General features: G+C 65.8%; 16 protein-coding genes. 8 read left to right on the top strand and 8 right to left on the bottom strand.

Annotation, left to right across the window (positions count from 1 at the left end; genetic code table 11):
• Positions 1-8: 8 nt before the first annotated feature.
• On the bottom strand, positions 9-977 hold the full coding sequence (gene argC / locus ACN20X_RS19655) for an N-acetyl-gamma-glutamyl-phosphate reductase (protein ID WP_016451531.1): 969 nt from the start codon (positions 975-977) through the stop codon (positions 9-11).
• A gap of 119 nt (positions 978-1096) precedes the next feature.
• On the opposite strand from argC, the gene ACN20X_RS19650 reads away from it, so the two are divergent.
• Positions 1097-1981: a LysR family transcriptional regulator gene (locus ACN20X_RS19650; RefSeq protein ID WP_016451532.1), complete on the top strand. Its 885-nt coding sequence runs from the start codon at positions 1097-1099 to the stop codon at positions 1979-1981.
• Positions 1982-2110: 129 nt separating this feature from the next.
• Here ACN20X_RS19650 and ACN20X_RS19645 read toward each other — a convergent pair whose 3' ends face one another.
• Positions 2111-2527, bottom strand: a complete 417-nt coding sequence (locus ACN20X_RS19645) for a jacalin-like lectin (protein WP_080649865.1) — start codon at positions 2525-2527, stop codon at positions 2111-2113.
• A gap of 841 nt (positions 2528-3368) precedes the next feature.
• On the opposite strand from ACN20X_RS19645, the gene ACN20X_RS19640 reads away from it, so the two are divergent.
• Entirely contained in the window at positions 3369-4295 is a 927-nt protein-coding gene (locus ACN20X_RS19640; RefSeq protein ID WP_016451533.1) for an NAD-dependent epimerase/dehydratase family protein, read from the top strand.
• The gene (locus ACN20X_RS19635) at positions 4292-4987 is read left to right on the top strand and encodes a type 1 glutamine amidotransferase domain-containing protein (protein WP_016446292.1); all 696 of its coding nucleotides are present in this window, start codon (positions 4292-4294) and stop codon (positions 4985-4987) included. The genes ACN20X_RS19640 and ACN20X_RS19635 overlap by 4 nt, the downstream gene beginning before the upstream one ends.
• 25 nt (positions 4988-5012) lie before the next feature.
• Here the strand turns inward: ACN20X_RS19635 and ACN20X_RS19630 are convergent, their stop codons facing one another.
• Positions 5013-5507, bottom strand: a complete 495-nt coding sequence (locus ACN20X_RS19630) for a MerR family transcriptional regulator (protein WP_016451534.1) — start codon at positions 5505-5507, stop codon at positions 5013-5015.
• 299 nt (positions 5508-5806) lie between these two features.
• Between ACN20X_RS19630 and ACN20X_RS19625 the strand changes: the two genes are divergently transcribed.
• Positions 5807-6298 (top strand): hypothetical protein, encoded by a 492-nt coding sequence (locus ACN20X_RS19625; RefSeq protein WP_473209773.1) that lies wholly within the window; start codon positions 5807-5809, stop codon positions 6296-6298.
• A gap of 91 nt (positions 6299-6389) precedes the next feature.
• On the opposite strand, the gene ACN20X_RS19620 is transcribed toward ACN20X_RS19625, so the two are convergent.
• From ACN20X_RS19620 to ACN20X_RS19600, 5 genes are all read right to left on the bottom strand, one after another.
• A complete protein-coding gene (locus ACN20X_RS19620; protein ID WP_012206105.1) occupies positions 6390-6998 on the bottom strand; it encodes a DUF4337 domain-containing protein in 609 nt (202 codons plus the stop codon).
• Positions 6999-7098: 100 nt separating this feature from the next.
• The gene (locus ACN20X_RS19615; RefSeq protein ID WP_013801983.1) at positions 7099-7278 is read right to left on the bottom strand and encodes a DUF2256 domain-containing protein; all 180 of its coding nucleotides are present in this window, start codon (positions 7276-7278) and stop codon (positions 7099-7101) included.
• Positions 7279-7298: 20 nt separating this feature from the next.
• Positions 7299-8348 (bottom strand): NAD(P)/FAD-dependent oxidoreductase, encoded by a 1050-nt coding sequence (locus ACN20X_RS19610; RefSeq protein ID WP_126311515.1) that lies wholly within the window; start codon positions 8346-8348, stop codon positions 7299-7301.
• The gene (locus ACN20X_RS19605) at positions 8345-8977 is read right to left on the bottom strand and encodes a lipocalin family protein (protein ID WP_473209772.1); all 633 of its coding nucleotides are present in this window, start codon (positions 8975-8977) and stop codon (positions 8345-8347) included. Before ACN20X_RS19605 ends, ACN20X_RS19610 begins: the two co-directional genes overlap by 4 nt.
• On the bottom strand, positions 8938-9921 hold the full coding sequence (locus ACN20X_RS19600) for a MerR family transcriptional regulator (RefSeq protein ID WP_473209771.1): 984 nt from the start codon (positions 9919-9921) through the stop codon (positions 8938-8940). The genes ACN20X_RS19605 and ACN20X_RS19600 overlap by 40 nt, the downstream gene beginning before the upstream one ends.
• A gap of 259 nt (positions 9922-10180) precedes the next feature.
• On the opposite strand from ACN20X_RS19600, the gene ACN20X_RS19595 reads away from it, so the two are divergent.
• From ACN20X_RS19595 to ACN20X_RS19580, 4 genes are all read left to right on the top strand, one after another.
• Complete coding sequence (locus ACN20X_RS19595; RefSeq protein ID WP_473209770.1) at positions 10181-11755, top strand: methyl-accepting chemotaxis protein; 1575 nt, start codon at positions 10181-10183, stop codon at positions 11753-11755.
• Between the two features lie 492 nt (positions 11756-12247).
• A complete protein-coding gene (locus ACN20X_RS19590) occupies positions 12248-13555 on the top strand; it encodes a dicarboxylate/amino acid:cation symporter (RefSeq protein WP_016451539.1) in 1308 nt (435 codons plus the stop codon).
• Between the two features lie 46 nt (positions 13556-13601).
• Entirely contained in the window at positions 13602-15482 is a 1881-nt protein-coding gene (locus tag ACN20X_RS19585) for a sensor histidine kinase (RefSeq protein ID WP_016451540.1), read from the top strand.
• Positions 15479-16825, top strand: a complete 1347-nt coding sequence (locus tag ACN20X_RS19580) for a sigma-54-dependent transcriptional regulator (protein WP_046988154.1) — start codon at positions 15479-15481, stop codon at positions 16823-16825. The genes ACN20X_RS19585 and ACN20X_RS19580 overlap by 4 nt, the downstream gene beginning before the upstream one ends.
• Positions 16826-16840 lie beyond the last annotated feature (15 nt).

Raw genomic sequence — 16840 nt, 5'->3', positions numbered from 1 at the left:
CACCAGGCTCACACCAGGCTCAGGGATTCATCGCATCCTGGCTGCAGCATCGGCTGCAGCCCGAGCATCAGATCAAGGTTCTGCACCGCCGCGCCGGCGGCGCCCTTGCCCAGGTTGTCGAACACGGCGGTCAGCAGCACCTGCTCTTCCTGCGGCTGTCCGAACACCGCGAGCCGCATCCGGTTGCTGCCATTGAGCGCGCGCGGATCGAGCCGCTGCGCGTCGGCGTCCTCCTCCAGGGGTTGCAGCTCGATGCACGGCTGGCCCTGGTACCGCGCCTGAAGCGCAGCGTGCAGGCTGCGGGCGGTCACACCAGCGGGCAGCAGCCGCAGATGCAGGGCGATGGTCAGCACGATGCCTTGCCGGTAGTGGCTATAGGCCGGCACGAACACCGGCGCATGGGCCAGGCCGGCATGCTGCTGGATCTCGGGCACGTGCTTGTGGTGCAGACCCAGGCCATAGACCTGCAGGGGCACGGCAGTCGCGGCGGCAGCGCCCTCATGGTCCAGCAGTCCTGCGCGGCCCCGTCCCGAATAGCCCGATACCGCGTGAATGGCCAGCGGGTAGTCGGGCGGCAGCAGGCCCGCGTCGATCAAGGGCCTGAGCAGCGCCAGCGCACCTGTCGGATAGCAGCCGGGATTGCTGACGCGCCGGGCATGGGCGATGCGTTCAGCCTGGCCTGCCTCCAGTTCCGGCAGGCCGTAGACCCAGCCCGGCGCGGTGCGATGCGCAGAACTCGCATCGATCACGCGCACGCCGGGCCGGCGCACCAGCGCCACCGCCTCGCGCGCAGCCTCGTCCGGCAGGCACAGCAAGGCGATGTCGCAGTCGTTGAGCACCTCGGCGCGGTGCGCCGTGCTTTTGCGCTGGTCGGCCGGCAGTTGCAGCAGGCGCAGGTCGGTCCGATCCGCCAGCCATTCGCGCACCTGCAGGCCGGTGGTGCCCTGGTCGCCATCGATGAAAACAAGAGAGGTCATGGGTTGCTCCGATTGGGTGTGGAGCGCATGGTGCAGCGCCTGCCGCATGCAGGCCAGTTGAATCTGACAAACTACGGATTCATGATTCCTGAATTGCTGGCAACCTGGGGCACCGCACCATGCGCGAAATCAATCTGGACCGTCTGCGCACCTTGCTGACGGTGGCCGACCTGGGCTCGTTCGCCGCCGCCGCCAAGGTGCTGCACCTGGCGCCGCCCACGGTGACGCTGCATGTGGCGCAGCTCGAAGAACGTCTGGGAACTCGTCTATTGCACCGCGCACCGGCCGGCGTCACCGCCACATCGGCCGGCAGCCTGCTGATAGACAAGGCGCGCCAGCTCCTGGCCGAGGCCGACGATCTCCTGCAGACCGTGCAGCGCCAGATCGCCACGCGCGGCGGCCGCGTGCGCCTGGGCGCCTCCACCGGCGCACTCGCGCACCTCTTGCCCCAGGCACTGGAAACCCTGGCCGCCCGGCATCCCGAGATCGACGTGCAAGTGGCGGTGATGACCAGCGAGGAAGCCCTGGCGCGCCTGGCGGCCGGCAGCCTGGACATCGGCATCGTTGCCTTGCCGCAGCCTGTGCTGCGCGGGCTGCAGGTGCAGGCCTGGCGCCAGGACCCGGTGCTGGCCTTCATCCCGGCCGCCTGGAAGCCGCCGCGGCACGTCACGCCCGCGTGGCTTGCGGCCCGCCCGCTGATCGCCAACGACCGTGGCACCCGGCTGTCGCGCCAGACCGCGGAATGGTTTGCCGCAGGCGGCGCCCGGCCGCAGGCACGCATCGAGCTGAACTACAACGACGCAATGAAGAGCCTGGTGGCAGCGGGCTACGGCGCCGCGCTGCTGCCCCACGAGGCCGGCGCACCGCAGCCTGACCCCCGCATCACCACGCGACCCCTGCGGCCAGCACTGTCAAGGGCGTTGGGCATCGCGCATCGCAAAAGGCCGGATGACGACGCGACGACGGTGACGATTGAGGTTTTGATGGGGATGCGGGGGCGTTGACTTTGCTGATTGATGCCTGATTGACAGCAGGAATCAATAGAGCCGATGAGCGGACTGGAATAAACCTCGGCTTCATCCCAGTCCGTTTCGGTGCCTTGTTGATGCGATGGCACCATCACCGGCTTGACACTACGCTGGAATGAAAACGCCTATCGCGTCAACATTTGTGCCGGAACGACCAAAGAATCCACCCGCTGCTTCAGCAGGAATGGGGCCGAAGGGTTTCCCTCCGTCGCCTCCGTAGGGGCCGTAGGACTTCTTGTTGGTGGTAATGGTCAGGGAATCAATTCGACTCCCGCTTCGCCCTTGTATCGTAACGATGTGCTCGTTGCTGCCAAACTCGATCACAGTTTCTTCGCCGCCACCGCCACCATGGCGTGCACCAGTGAGCTGTGTTCCGTCTGTCAGAAGCCATGTGGTTTGGATGGCATCGACTCTGGCTCCGTGCCTGATCGAAATCCTCACAATTCGAACCACTTGGGTCAGATCATCGGAAAATTCATCTCCACCCTGACCGCCGACTTGTTGACTTTTCTTGTAAGACATATAAATCTCCGTTGTCAATCGCCCTTGGTTTTTTGGCTTCTACGGGGCGATGTTCATAGAAGCGTAAGGCTCGAAAGCCAGAAGCTGGATTCAATGATTGGCCGAATGGCGACAATGGCCGTAGTGCGCTTCCAGTGCAGATGAGGTGCGGTCGACAAGAGCACGCTCTGACGTTCATTGACCAAACGATCCCTCCGAAATGCGCGAAGTCAACACGATTTGATTTCTGGATCTCAATAGCGGTACATCCGGTTTTTCGTCCTGTCATTGCGATCGCCATGGCAATATTTGCCACTGCCATCATCAGAGGTCTTCAGGCCATTCATTGCTGGCGTTTCATTCTGTCACATTGAATAAGCGGCGTCCATCGGAAGTTGGCAATTCAATCATTGGATTGAGAATGGCTTCTTCTTTTCAATGGTGGTGGTGCATTCTGATTGCATCAAATAGCTGCTGTACACACATTGCTGCCATTGCTCTCATTGCTCTCATTGCACCCATTGCAGCAATTGATGGCGGTGTGCGGTGGCAGTCTTGATAAAGCCGACAAGTTCGGACCACAGATGAGCAACCGCAAAGAGGCAAGTCCGCCATCGCGGCTCATGCACAGGCGCTGCCGACCCGAACCGGGCCTTCACCAGGTGCACCAAAGCAGGCCGCAGTGTCCAGGCTCCAGGCTCCCCGACATGATGGAAGTGCCGGGTTTCTTCAGACAGCCAGCGAGCCGGCAGGGGGCTTCGACCTGATATCAGGGACCTGCAGTTTTGCCGCTTGACCTTCAACTCAAGTTGAAGCTTAAGCTCCTTATCCTCTCATCACACAAGATGCTGCAAGGATCGATATGCAAACCATTTTGGGCGCCAATGGCCAGATCGCTGTGGAGCTGGCGCGCGAGCTCCACCGCAACTACACGCAGAACCTGCGCCTGGTCAGCCGCAAGCCGCGCAAGGTGAACGATACGGACGAGCTGGTGTCCGCAGACCTGATGAATTCCGCGCAAACCCTGGAGGCCGTGCGTGGCAGTGATGTCGTGTACTTCACCGCCGGCCTGCCACCAGACACCGAGTTATGGGAGGGGCAATTTCCTGCCATGCTGCGCAACGCGCTCGATGCCACGCGGGCAGCGGGGGCCAAGTTTGTCTACTTCGACAACACCTACATGTACCCGCAAACCGCGCAGCGGCAGACCGAGGAAACCGCCTTTGCCCCGGTGGGCCGCAAGGGGCGCGTGCGCGCCTTGATGGCCGAGATGGTGCTGGCCGAGATGCAGCGCGGCGATATCCCCGTCGCCATTGCCCGCGCGCCAGAGTTCTACGGCCCCGGCAAAACCCAAAGCATCACCAACACCCTGGTGATCGGCCCGCTCAAGGCGGGCCAGAAGGCCAAAGTGCCGGTGCGTGACGACAAGCTGCGCACCCTGATCTGGACGCCCGATGCAAGCCGCGCCATGGCAGCCATTGGCAATGCGCAAGATGCGTATGGCCAGACCTGGCATCTGCCTTGCTGGGACGAGCGGCTGACCTATCAGGCCTTTGTGAACCTGGCGGCTGCAACCTTTGAGGTTGAGCCGCGCTACAAGGTACTGAGCCACCTGGCCATGGTGGTTGCTGGCTGGGTCTCCAAGCCCGTGCGCGAACTGCGTGAACTGCTGCCACGCTACGCGCACGACAATGTGTTTGATTCGTCCAAGTTCAAGCGCCGCTTTCCCGACTTTGCTGTCACCAGCTACGCACAGGGCCTCAAGCACATCGCGCAGGAGTCATCATGAGCACGCCACGTATCTTGCATGTCGTCACCAATGTCGCTCATTACGACGACCCTGCGCACGCCACAGGGCTGTGGCTGTCGGAGCTGACCCATGCCTGGGATGTGTTTGCTGCGCAAGGGTATCTGCAGCAACTGGTGAGCCCGCTGGGTGGCGCCGTACCGCTGGAGCCGCGCGCACTCCAATGGCCGCACTTCGATGCTTCGGCCAAAGCCTGGCTCGATGATCCCGCGCGCATGGCCCTGCTGGCGAACACTGCGGCACCTGCCGATATCGATGCGAACGATTTCGATGCCATCTACTTCACCGGAGGGCATGCGGTGATGTGGGATTTTCCCGATAGTGCGGGGCTGCAGCGCATCACACGCAGCATCTGGGAGCGAAGTGGCATCGTTGCATCGGTTTGCCACGGCTACTGCGGCCTGCTCAATACGCAGCTCAGCGACGGCTCTTTGCTGGTCGCGGGCAAACGGGTCACGGGTTTTTCATGGACGGAAGAAATCCTGGCCGGAGTGGCCCGGTCCATGCCCTACAACGCCGAGCAGGAGATGAAGATGCGCGGTGCGCGCTATCAGAAAGCCTTGCTGCCTTTTATGTCGTATGTGGTGGCCGAGGGCCGCCTCATCACCGGGCAAAACCCGGGGTCGGCCAAAGCGACTGCCAAGCAGGTGGTGCAGGCTTTGGCAAGGCGCTAGGGCCACGTTCCAAACTGGCGCAGGCCTATGCCGCGCTTGCCCGCTTCTTGTGTCCGGTGCGCATGAGCTTGCCCATTTTTTCTTCGGCCGCTGCTTCAGAGGCCAGGGATTCGGATTGCTGGGCCAGTACATGGGAGAGCACGCGGCGTGCGTTGTCATGGCAATCCATGTTGTCTGGCCGCGCTTCAATATCGGACAACAAAGCCTGCAACTGCTTTTTGCTGGTTTGCAGCTTTTTCTCCATGGCCTTGATATCGGCAATTTTTTGGCGCAGCGCGCCCACGACGGCCTCATGGTCCCAGCCTTGCAGGCCGGGCGGCAAGAGTGCACGAATTTCATCCAGGCTGAAGCCCACCCCTTGCGCAATCGCAATCAGCTCCAGCATCTGCACCATCTCAGGCGGATAGCTGCGGTAGCCATTCGCGCCACGCTCAGCCGCTTGCAGCAGGCCGCTTTGCTCATAAAAACGAATGCGTGATGTGGACAGGCCTGTGCGTTTGCTCAGTTCGCCAATGTTCATACGTGACCTCGGCAGGGATGCCTTGACCTTCAACAAGACTTGAAGCTTATCGTACTCGCAAGCCCTTCGCTCCAGCGGCAATTTGCGGCGAGCGCGACGTGCAAGCGAGGCAACCTGACGCAGCTCGGTCAGCCACTGACCAGCCTGCACGCCTGCTTTGACTGCCGTGGCTACCGTATCTGCCGGGTGTCATGGCCCCGTGGAAGCCGCCGCTTGCGCAATAGACCCCTGCGCGCGAACTGTATGGATCGACAGTAGAATTTCGGGCTCGATAGTTTCCACAAGGGAAGGGTCTGGACATGTCCGCAGAACTCGAACAAGAAGTCGTCTCAATCTTCGAAGACCGCCTTTGGCATCACAACGGCTGGGAGGCCCGCGTCATCAAGAATGAAGACGACGATGGCTGGGCCGTTGCCATGACCCAGGACGGCCAGGCGGAGCCAAGCCTGGTCGGCCCGTGGACCATGGGCCGCGACAAGAAAAATCCCAAGCCGCTGGACGTTTCCGCCTTTAACACGCTGGTGAAGACGGCGCACGAGGTGATGCGCCGGCATGAGCAGCATCTGGCAGCGCAGTTGCACAAGGATGTGCAGATCGTGGTGGGCGGGTCACGCGTGACCGTCTCTCTGGATATCGAGCCCGATGAGGACAATCCCAGCGCCACGCTCACCGCCACTGCCGCCGACGGCAGCGAGCTGGCCAAGGTGGGAGTCAGGCCGGACCATCAGCTCACCCGGACCTCTGCGCAAGCGTGGGCAGAGACAGGCTACCCCCGTCCCAGCGAGGACTGAGCCGCGGGCAAGGCCGGGGAATCGGGGGGGGGGGCTGTTTCACAGCTGCCTTCCAAGGCGGATATGCGGCTTTGCGGCTTTGCCACACGCTCTAGATGTGCAGCATGGCCAGCCCGCCCACGCCAAGGCCCAGCGCTGCCACGCCGAGCATGGCGTATTCCAGCCATTTCTTCTTGGTCAGCAGCGCGATGGCTGCAAGGGCAATGGCGACCTGCAGCGCGGTGGTGGCCTGCGCCCAGCGGTGATGCAGGTGCATCTGCATCTCTGACTTCTCGTCCCATTGCCGGGCCTCGGCTTCCAGGCGGTCGGCATCGCGCTTGATGTCGTCCTTTTCCTTTTCGTAGCGCTCCACCTTGGCCTGGTAGGCCGCCCGCCTGTCCTCCGTGGTCGCCAGATCACGCGCGAACTCGGACAGCGATTGCTTGGTGCTCTTGGCCTGGAAGAAGGCCCACTGGTTGGCCGCTTCGGTCTTCTTGATGGCTGCGTCGTTCTTGTACAGCCCGGCATTGGCCTGGGTGGCGCCGCCCATGTACGCGAAGATGGCGCCCACCGTGGCGATGACTGCCGTGCACATGGCGATCTGGTTGGTCAGGCTGCCGCCGCCGATGCCGTGATGGGCGGTTTGTCCATGCTCGCCCTGGGCAGCATGTTCGAGTTCGTGATCGTGTGGGCCGTGGACGTGAAAGCCGCCGGAAGACATAGGTGCCAATTCCTTGATGCAATGGGGTGGCGCATTATGGGGCCGGCCTGGCGGCAATCCAGGGCTCCAGAATGTGCGGGGCGCATGGCCCGCTTGGAGGTCAGCGCCTTGGCTGACGGCCTGCAGATGGGGGAGTGGGATCAGGCGGCAGTCGCGCGGTGCGGCAGCGCTGCGAGCAGTATTTGACCTCGTCCCAATCACGTGCCCATTTTTTGCGCCATGTGAACGCAAGACCGCAGCACGCACACAGCTTGGAGGGAAGGTGGGGCTTCTTGTGCATGGCGCGGGCGTTCCTGCAGTTCAGCGCGTCAGCGTGGCCAGGGCGCGCCGGGCCAGCGCCCGTCCGCTGAGCCAGGCGCCTTCGACGCCTGCGCCGCACATCCAGTCGCCGCACAGGCCCAGGCCCGCAGGCGCGTCCCACCAGCAGCGGTTGACCAGGTGGGGTGCCGGCAGCGCATAGCGCCAGCGGTGGGCAGTGACGCGCAGGCCGCCTGGCAGAGAGTCGGACAGAGAGCCGGCCAGGGCCTCGAATGCCTGCAGCAGTTGCCCGGCCACGGATTCAGCGTCCGACTCGATGTGATCCTGGCTCCACCGTGCACTGGCATGCAGTACCCAGGTCTGCTGCCCTTGTTGCCCTTGCCGTCCTGGCTTGGCGCTGTCGCGTGCCACCCAGCACAGCGGGCCATCCGTGATTTCTGCCGCATCCCAGTCCAGCGGCAGGGGGGCGTCGGTGCGCAGCATGGCCACCCAGCAAGGCTGCATGCGTGCGCTGGCGGCCAGTGCCGCAGCATAGGGCGAGACCGGCTCCAGCAAGGCTGCCGCCTGCGGTGCAGGCACTGCCAGCACCAGGGCGCAGTATTCCGGCCCCATCTGCCCTTGTTCGGCACAGTGCACTGTCCAGCGGGCAGGCCCGTGCTGCAAATGCTGCACCGTGGCCTGCAGGTGCAGCCGTACGCCATGCCCCTGCTGTCCAAGCCGCTGGACAAGAAACGCTGCGGGAGAGGTCATGCGCGGCACGCCCACCCAGCGGTCGGGGCCTGCCTCTGCGGGCACCGCGTCTGTGCCCTGCAGGCGCACTGCGCGCGGACGCCAGGCGGCGACAACGCCGTGCTGCTCCCACTGGCGCACCTCCTGCACAAACTCCGGGTCCTGGGCTGCAAACGATGGGGCGCCGTGATCGCACTGCCACGCACCCTGCGGATCCTGCGCGCGCCGTGTGCTCATGCGCCCGGATGGGCCTCGGCTTTTCTCGAAGATATCCACGCGGCAGCCAGCCTCGGCCAGCAACTGTGCGCAGGCCAAACCCGCCATTCCTGCGCCGATCACCGCGACGGGGGGCAGGCTGTTCACAAGGCCTCCTGGCTGCGCGCTTCCTGGTGCCGATCATGGCTGACCCAGATCAGCGCGCCGGTATCGACGCCCAGTTCCGCGGCCTTGGCGACGATGGATTGCAGCGTCCGCGGGGGCAGCTTCGGCTCCCTGGCCAGTATCCAGCAGTACTGCGTGTCCGGCCCGAGGACCAGCGCCCAGCGGTAGTCAGGGTCCAGGGCGGCCACATGGTAGCCGCCGTAGAACGGACCGAAGAAGGAGACCTTGAGCGAAGCCGTGTCCGGCTTGCCCGTGAACAAGGCCTTGCCGACGGCGCGCTGCCACTGGCCCCGGGGCACGGAAAAACCCCGGTTCACCACCTTCACGCTGCCGTCTGCCTGCGGCGTGTACTCGGCGGTCACATCGGTCATGCCCCGCTCGAAACCATGGTCCAGCCGTGCCAGTTCGTACCACAGGCCCTGGTAGCGCTGCAGGTCGAACGGTGAGACGGGCGTGACCGAGCCTGGCGGGCGCATGCTGGCGCAACCGCTGGCCAGCAGGCCGGCGCCAAGGGTCGCTGCCAGCAGGGTGCGCCGCCTGGCGATGAAGACGGGGCGGGGGGCGGGAAAGTTCATGCGTATGTCCTTGATGTTCTTGTCGTCTGCCGCCATCGGGCGACCAGCGGTTGCAGATCCGTGAGATGGCGCACCGGCGTGATGCCCGTGACAGGGTTGGAATAGAGCGCCGGGCATGCTCCACCGGCCCACAACTCGATGGCCGGCGGCAGGTGGCTGCGCAGCTCGCCCAGGCAAGCCTGCGCCATCGCTCCGTTGTGCGCGCTGCTGAAGCTCAGCCCCACGATGTCGGCGCGATGCGCCCGCGCGGCCTGTGCCACGTCGCCGATGGGCGTCTGGGTGCCCAGCGATACGCAGTTGCAGCCTTCCAGGGCCAGCAGGGCTTCGACCATGAGCAGGCCCAGTCCATGCATCTCCTGCGGCAGCGTGGTCAGCAACACCTTGGGCGCGGGCGGCGGGGAAGGCGGGATGAGCGAGGCGATCGCCTGCCTCAAGACGCCGGTGAGCACCTCGGTGTACAGGTGCTCTTCGAACACTTCAAAACGCCCCTGTGCCCAGAATTCACCGACCGCCGTGGTCAGCGGGGCCACGAGCGTGGTCACGAAACCGGCCAGGCCCATGCGCGACTGGGCCAGGCTCAGGCAATGCCTGAGCTGGGCGGGATCATGTGCGGCAATGGCGTTGAGCATGGGTGCGAAGCGTTCAGAGTCTGCTGCATTTTCTGAATTTGTCCTGGACAAATCCATGGCTGGCGAGGTGTCGGCGCGGGCCAGCAGCGCCTGCAGGCCGTCCAGGTCCACCCCCATCAGCTTGCTGGGGCGCAGCCCCGTATCCATGAGCCGCCGGATCAGGGTCAGTTGTCGAACCTGGTCTGCCGGGTAGCGGCGATCGCCTGCCGAATCCCGTTCAGGCCTTGGAAAGCCGTAGCGTCTTTCCCAGACACGCAGGGTGTCCTTGGCAAGTCCGGTCTCGCGTTCGACGGCCGAGATGGGCAGCCCGGGGCCAGGCGCCAAAGGCAGGGGGTCAGAAAGTGGCGTCATTGATCTGAAGGGAACAAAACGTCCGGCCGTGGCCGGGATGTTTTGAGGGATTTTGCAAATTGTCTAGGACAAAAATATGTTTTGTCCAATATATTACATAGAGAAACAAAGCACGGGCCCGCTGGCCGCCACCCGGCAGCCGCTGGCGCGAGTGCTTTGTAGATCCCGGCCAGGAGATGACGGCCCCAGGCGCAGGCGAGGCTTGACATCGTGATCGCCGCGCCCGTGTGCAGTCTTTCCGGCCACGCAGTCCGTACCGATGATCATCATGAATTTGTCCAACTGGCCACTGGCCCGCCGTCTCGCAGCTGCCTTCGCATGCGTCATCGCCATTTTTCTTCTTGTCATCGCGCTGGCCGTTAGCAGCCAGTCCCGGCTCAAGGAGGCCCAGCAATGGAACGAGCACACCTTCAAGGTGATGTCCCAGGGACAGCGCATGCTCACGGGCATGGTCAACATGGAGACGGCCTCGCGGGGCTATCTCCTGTCGGGCGACTCCCGTTTTCTGGCCCCCTGGGATGAAGGACTCAAGGAGTTCGAGGCCTCCTGGCAGGAGGCCGTACGCCTGACCGAGGACAACCCCGCACAGCAGCGCCGGCTCGACGGTATCCGGCTGCGCCACCGTGAATTCGTGCAGGCGGTGCAGCCGCTGCAGGCGCTGCGGCGGCAAGTTCAGGATGGCACGGCGACGGTCGAGGATCTGGTTCGCGAGTTCTCCCTGGGGCGCGAGAAGGCGGCCATGGATGGGCTGCGCGCACTGCAGGCGGACCTGGTGCGGGAGGAGGAGCAGCTCATGGCCGAGCGCCTGACGCGCACCGAGTCGCTGGCGGCAATGACGCTGGCGTTCGAGCTGGGGGGCGCGCTGGTGGCCGTCGTGCTGGCCGCCTTGCTGGGCACCTGGGTCACGCGCTCCATCACCGGCCCCATCGGCCGGGCCATCCAGGTGGCACGCGCGGTGGCCTGCGGGGATCTGACGCAGCGGGTGGAGGCCACCACCCACGATGAAGTGGGGACCCTGCTGCGCAGCCTCGGCGAGATGAGTGATGCGCTATCGCAGGTCGTGGCCGTCGTGCGCAGCGGCAGCGAATCCGTGGCAAGTGCAAGCACGCAGATTGCCCAGGGCAACACCGACCTGTCCTCGCGAACCGAGAGCCAGGCCAGCGCGCTTGAACAGACGGCGGCCTCCATGGAGCAACTCGGAGCCACCGTGACCCAGAATGCGGATGGCGCGGGCAAGGCCAACGCGCTCGCGCAGCAGGCCAGCGGCGTGGCCGGGCAGGCGGGCGTGGTGGTCACCCAGGTCGTGGACACGATGAAGGGCATCAGTGAAAGTTCGCGCCGCATCGCCGACATCATCAACGTCATAGATGGCATCGCGTTCCAGACCAACATCCTGGCGCTGAACGCTGCGGTGGAGGCTGCGCGTGCCGGTGAACAGGGCCGCGGCTTCGCTGTGGTGGCCTCCGAGGTCCGCAGCCTGGCCGGCCGCAGCGCGGCGGCGGCCAAGGAGATCAAGGCCCTGATCTCCGACAGCGTCGAGCGGGTCGAACAGGGCTCTGTGCTGGCCGACCGCGCGGGGGGCACCATGGCTGAAGTGGTGATGAGCATACGCAGCGTCACCGACCTCATGGGAGAGATCAGCGCGGCTTCTGCCGAACAACGCAGCGGCGTGGCACAAGTGGGCGAGGCGGTCACGCAGATGGACCAGGCGACGCAGCAAAACGCGGCCCTGGTGGAGGAAATGGCGGCGGCAGCCACGAGCCTGCGCCAGCAAGCGCATGACCTTGTGCAGTCCGTGAGCGTTTTTCGCCTGGGGCCTCAAGCGCAGGGGTGAGGCAGGGTTGGCGCAGGGGTGAGGCAGGGTTGGCGCAGGGGTGAGGCAGGGTTGATGCACCGGGTGAAGACACGGTGCGGGACCCTGGGAGAGCGGGCCCCTCTACAGGCGCCGGAGCATCAGCTGCTGCTGCCGTCCTGCCCGGGGCACCGGCCGGCGTTCAAACAGTTGCGCCATGGCCCGGGAGGGCCGGAGCCCGCAGGTCGCGCCATCCGGTTTTCCGAACGGCGCCTGCATTTCATTGTTCGGATTTCCGTTCCACCTTATGCATAAAAGTAAGGTCGATATAGGCGAATCAAGCAGTTAGCGCGCGGCGCAGGTGCCGGATGCGGCTGGCACGGTCTGTGCACTGTCAGGCGCAGGCCACGTGCGTCGTGGTTGTGTGTGCAGGGAGACAAGCCCGTCTTCGCAATGGCATCCGGCAGAGGCCCGGGGGCTGCGGCGGACCGGGCTCGCTTGCAAGACCGAAATACGTCCAACGAAAAAATCCGCATGAAATTCAATCGCTTGACCACCATGGTGCTCGTGGCCATGGTCCTCGGCGTGCTGGTGGGCTATGCCTGCAACAGCTACGCGCCCACGCCCGAGGCCACCAAGGAAATCGCCAGCTACTTCGGCATCCTCACCGATGTCTTCCTGCGCATGATCAAGATGATCATCGCGCCCCTGGTGTTCGCCACCCTGGTGTCGGGCCTGGCCAACATGGGCGACGCCAAGGCCGTGGGCCGCATCGGCGGCCGTGCGCTGGGCTGGTTCATCGTGGCCTCGTTCTGCTCGCTAGCCATCGGCCTGATCTATGCGAACGTGCTGCAGCCCGGCCATGGCCTGAGCGTGGCCCTGCCGTCGTCGGCTGAGGGCCTGAACCTCAAGACCTCGGCGCTGAACCTCAAGGACTTCATCGCCCACGTGTTCCCCAAGAACATCTTCGAGGCCATGGCGACCAACGAGGTGCTGCAGATCCTGGTGTTCGCGCTGTTCTTCGGCATTGCGCTGGGCAACCTGCACAACCAGGCCGCGCGTTCCATGGTGGGCCTGATGGACGAAGTGGTCCACATCATGCTCAAGGTCACCGACTACGTGATGCGCTTCGCCCCCGTGGGCGTGTTCGGCGCCGTGGCCGGCACCATCACCATCCATGGCCTGGGCATGCTGTCGGTGTTCGGCAAGTTCATGCTGTGCTTCTACCTGGCCCTGGCCACGCTGTGGGTGCTGCTGATCGTGGCCGGCTACGTCGTGCTGGGCCGTGACATCTTCCGCCTGCTGAACCTGATCCGCGGCCCGCTGCTGGTGGGCTTTTCCACGGCCAGCAGCGAATCGACCTATCCCAAGCTGATGGAGCAGCTGGAGAAGTTCGGCATCAAGCCGCGCATCATCGGCTTCGTGCTGCCGCTGGGCTACTCGTTCAATCTCGATGGCTCCATGGTCTACACCACCTTCCTGGCCATCTTCATCGCCCAGGCCTACGGCATCGACATGACGCTGACGGCCCAGATCACCATGCTGCTGGTGCTGATGGTCTCCAGCAAGGGCATTGCCGGCGTGCCGCGCGCCTCGCTGGTGGTGGTGGCCGCCGTGCTGCCCATGTTCGGCCTGCCCGAGGCCGGCATCCTGCTGATCCTGGGCATCGACCATTTCCTGGACATGGGCCGCACGCTGACCAATGTGCTGGGCAATGCCATTGCCACGGCCGTGGTGGCCAAGTGGGAAGGCGCGGTCGATCCGAATGCCACCACGGACGACGACGAGTCGCTGCTGCCCATGGAGCACTCCCAGGAAGGGCGGCCCGCTGTCTCGGCCTGAGGCCCAGGCGGCGCTGGGGGGCACTGATAACATTGGTGCCTTCACCATGCCCGCCCGCCGCCCCCTGCGCCAGCTCATCCTGCTTTTGCTGTGGCTTGCCCTGAGCGGGCTGAGCGGCTGGGGCGCGTACCTGATGGCGCAGCGGCTGGGCATCGCCGATCTGCGTGCCACGGGCATGCACCGGCTGGAGCTGTACGGCGCCAGCCTGCAGCGCGAGATCGGCAAGTACGCCTTCCTGCCCGACGTGCTGGCACTGGAAGGCAATGTGCAAAGGCTGCTGGCCGAGCCCGGCGACGAGCAGCTCACCAACCGCGTCAACGCCTACCTGGAGCAGCTCAACGACCGCGCGGGCACGCTGACCGCCTACCTGGTCGATGCGCGCGGCCATGTCGTGGCCTCCAGCAACTGGCGGCGCTCCGACAGCTACCTGGGCGAGGACCTGAGCTTTCGCCCCTACTACCGCACGGCCATGGCCACGGGCAGCGCGCGCTTCTTCGGCATAGGCACCACGCGCGGCGAACCCGGCTACTACCTGGCCTCCACCCTGGGCGACGACACCCACACGCTGGGCGTGGCCGTGGTCAAGGTCAGCCTGGACCAGCTGGAGCAATCGTGGTCCACGGTGGAGGCGCCCGTGCTGGTGGGCGACGAGAACGGCGTCGTCATCCTGGGCACGGTCTCCGACTGGAAATTCACCACCTTGCGCACGCTGGACGAGGGCACGCGCGCCGCCTTCGACCACACGCGCCAGTACAACCGCCGCGCGCTGGAGCCGCTGGGCCTGCAGGTGCTGCGCGACCTGGGCCAGGGCGCGCGCCTGGTGCGCATTGCCCGCCATGGCGAGGAATCGCCAGGCTCGGTCTACCCGGTCAGCGGCCGCTTCCTCGCCCAGTCGCGCCAGCTGCCGGGCACGCCCTGGACGATCACCGTGCTCTCGCACCTGGAGCAGGTCGACCAGCTGGCCCAGAGCCGCGCGCTGGCCGCGGCCGTGGGCGCGGCCTTTGTGCTGCTGCTGGCCATGATGGTCAACGAGCGCCGCCGCCACCTGCGCGACCGGCTGGCCGCGCGCGAGGCGCTGCAGGCCGCGCACGACGAGCTCGAGCGCAAGGTGGAGCAGCGCACGGCCGACCTGTCGGCCGCCAATGAGGCGCTGCAGGCCGAGGTGGCCGAGCGCACCCACGCCGAGGCCACGCTGCGCGCCGCCCAGGACGAACTGGTGCAGGCTGGCAAGCTGGCCGTGATAGGCCAGCTGTCCACGGGCGTGGCCCATGAACTCAACCAGCCGCTGACGGCGCTGCGCACCCTGGCCGGCAACAGCCAGCGCTTTCTGGAGCGCGGCGATACCGAAACCACGCGCGTGAACCTGGAGCGCATGGCGCAGCTGGCCGACCGCATGGGCCGCATCACCGGCCAGCTGCGCAACTTCGCGCGCAAGTCCAGCGGCGCCAGCCAGGCCGTGCCGCTGGCGCGTGCCCTGGACAATGCGCTGGCCGTGCTGGAGTCGCGCGTGGCCGAGACCGGCGCCCGCATCCTGCGCGATGACGGCGTGCCCGAGGCCGTGGCCTGGTGCGACCGCAACCGCATCGAGCAGGTGCTGATCAACCTGATCAACAATTCCCTGGACGCCATGCGCGGCCAGCCCGCGCCCTGCCTGGAGCTGGCCTGCGCCGTGGCCGATGGCCGCGCCCAGGTCACCGTGCGCGACCACGGCCCGGGCCTGAGCGAAGCGGCGCAGGCCCATCTGTTCCAGCCGTTCTTCACCACCAAGGAAGAGGGCGTGGGCCTGGGCCTGGGGCTGGCGCTGTCGGCCGGCATCGTGCGTGAATGCGGCGGCACGCTGACGGGCAGCAACCATCCGGGCGGCGGCGCCGTCTTCACGCTGAGCCTGGCCCTGGCTCCCTCCACACCCTCTGCCGACACACCATGACCGACGCCCTCAAAGTCCTGATCATCGAGGACGACCCCGACATCGTGCTCGGCTGCGAGCAGGCGCTGCAGCTCGAAGGCATCGCCTGCGAAAGCGTGGGCAGCGCCGAGCAGGCGCGCCGGCGCCTGTCGCGCGACTTCGCGGGCATCGTGGTCAGCGACATCCGCCTGCCGCGCATGGACGGCATGGCCTTCCTGCGCGAGCTGGTGGCCATGGATGCCGAGCTGCCCGTGGTGCTGATCACCGGCCACGGCGACATCTCCATGGCCGTGCAGGCCATGAAGGACGGCGCCCAGGACTTCATCCAGAAACCCTTCGCCCCCGAAACCCTGGTCGGCGCCGTGCGCCGCGCCCTGGAGCGCCGCCGCCTGGTGCTGGAAGTGCGGGCGCTGCGCCAGCAACTGCAGCAGCGCGACAGCCTGGAGCACCGGCTGATTGGTCGCGCGCCCAACATGCGGCAGCTGCGCCAGATGCTCACGGGGCTGGCGCAGAGCGCGGCCGATGTGCTGATCCAGGGCGAGACCGGCACGGGCAAGGAACTGGTGGCGCGCTGTCTGCACGAAGCCAGCGCACGGCGCGATGGCAATTTCGTGGCCGTCAACTGCGGCGGCCTGCCCGACACGCTGTTCGACAGCGAAATGTTCGGCAGCGAGGCCGGCGCCTATACCGGCGCGGGCAAGAAGCGCATCGGCAAGCTGGAGCACGCCAGCGGCGGCACGCTGTTCCTGGACGAAATCGAGAGCATGCCCGTGCCCATGCAGATCAAGCTGCTGCGCGTGCTGCAGGAACGCGTGCTGGAGCGCCTGGGCTCCAACACCCTGATCCCCATCGACTGCCGCGTGATCGCGGCTACCAAGGTGGATCTGCTGGAATTGAGCCGGCAAGGCCTGTTCCGCGCCGACCTCTACTACCGCCTGAACGTGGCCACCGTCTCGCTGCCGCCGCTGCGCGAGCGGCGCGAGGACGTGCCGCTGCTGTTCGAGCATTTCGCGCTGCAGGGCGCGGCGCGCCACCAGCGGCCCGTGCCCGAGCTGACCACCGCGCGCGTGCAGCAGTTGCTGGGCTATGACTGGCCCGGCAACGTGCGCGAGCTGCGCAACGTGGCCGAGCGCACGGTGCTGGGCATCGAGGCCGGCTCGCCCCCCTTCGGCCAGCCGGCCGGCACCACCGCGCAGGACACTGCGCCCCGGCCGCTGTCCGCCACCGTCGAGGCCTTCGAGCGCGCCCTCATCGCCGACGCCCTGCGCCGCCACGGCGGCAGCTTGGCACGCACGGCCGAGGCCCTGGGCAGCCCCAAGACCACGCTGCACGACAAGATCCGCAAGTACGGGCTGGATGGGTAGGGGCTGGTTGCCCGC

Source organism: Delftia sp. PX-1, assembly GCF_055797465.1.
This window is presented reverse-complemented; position numbering and strand designations above follow the sequence as displayed.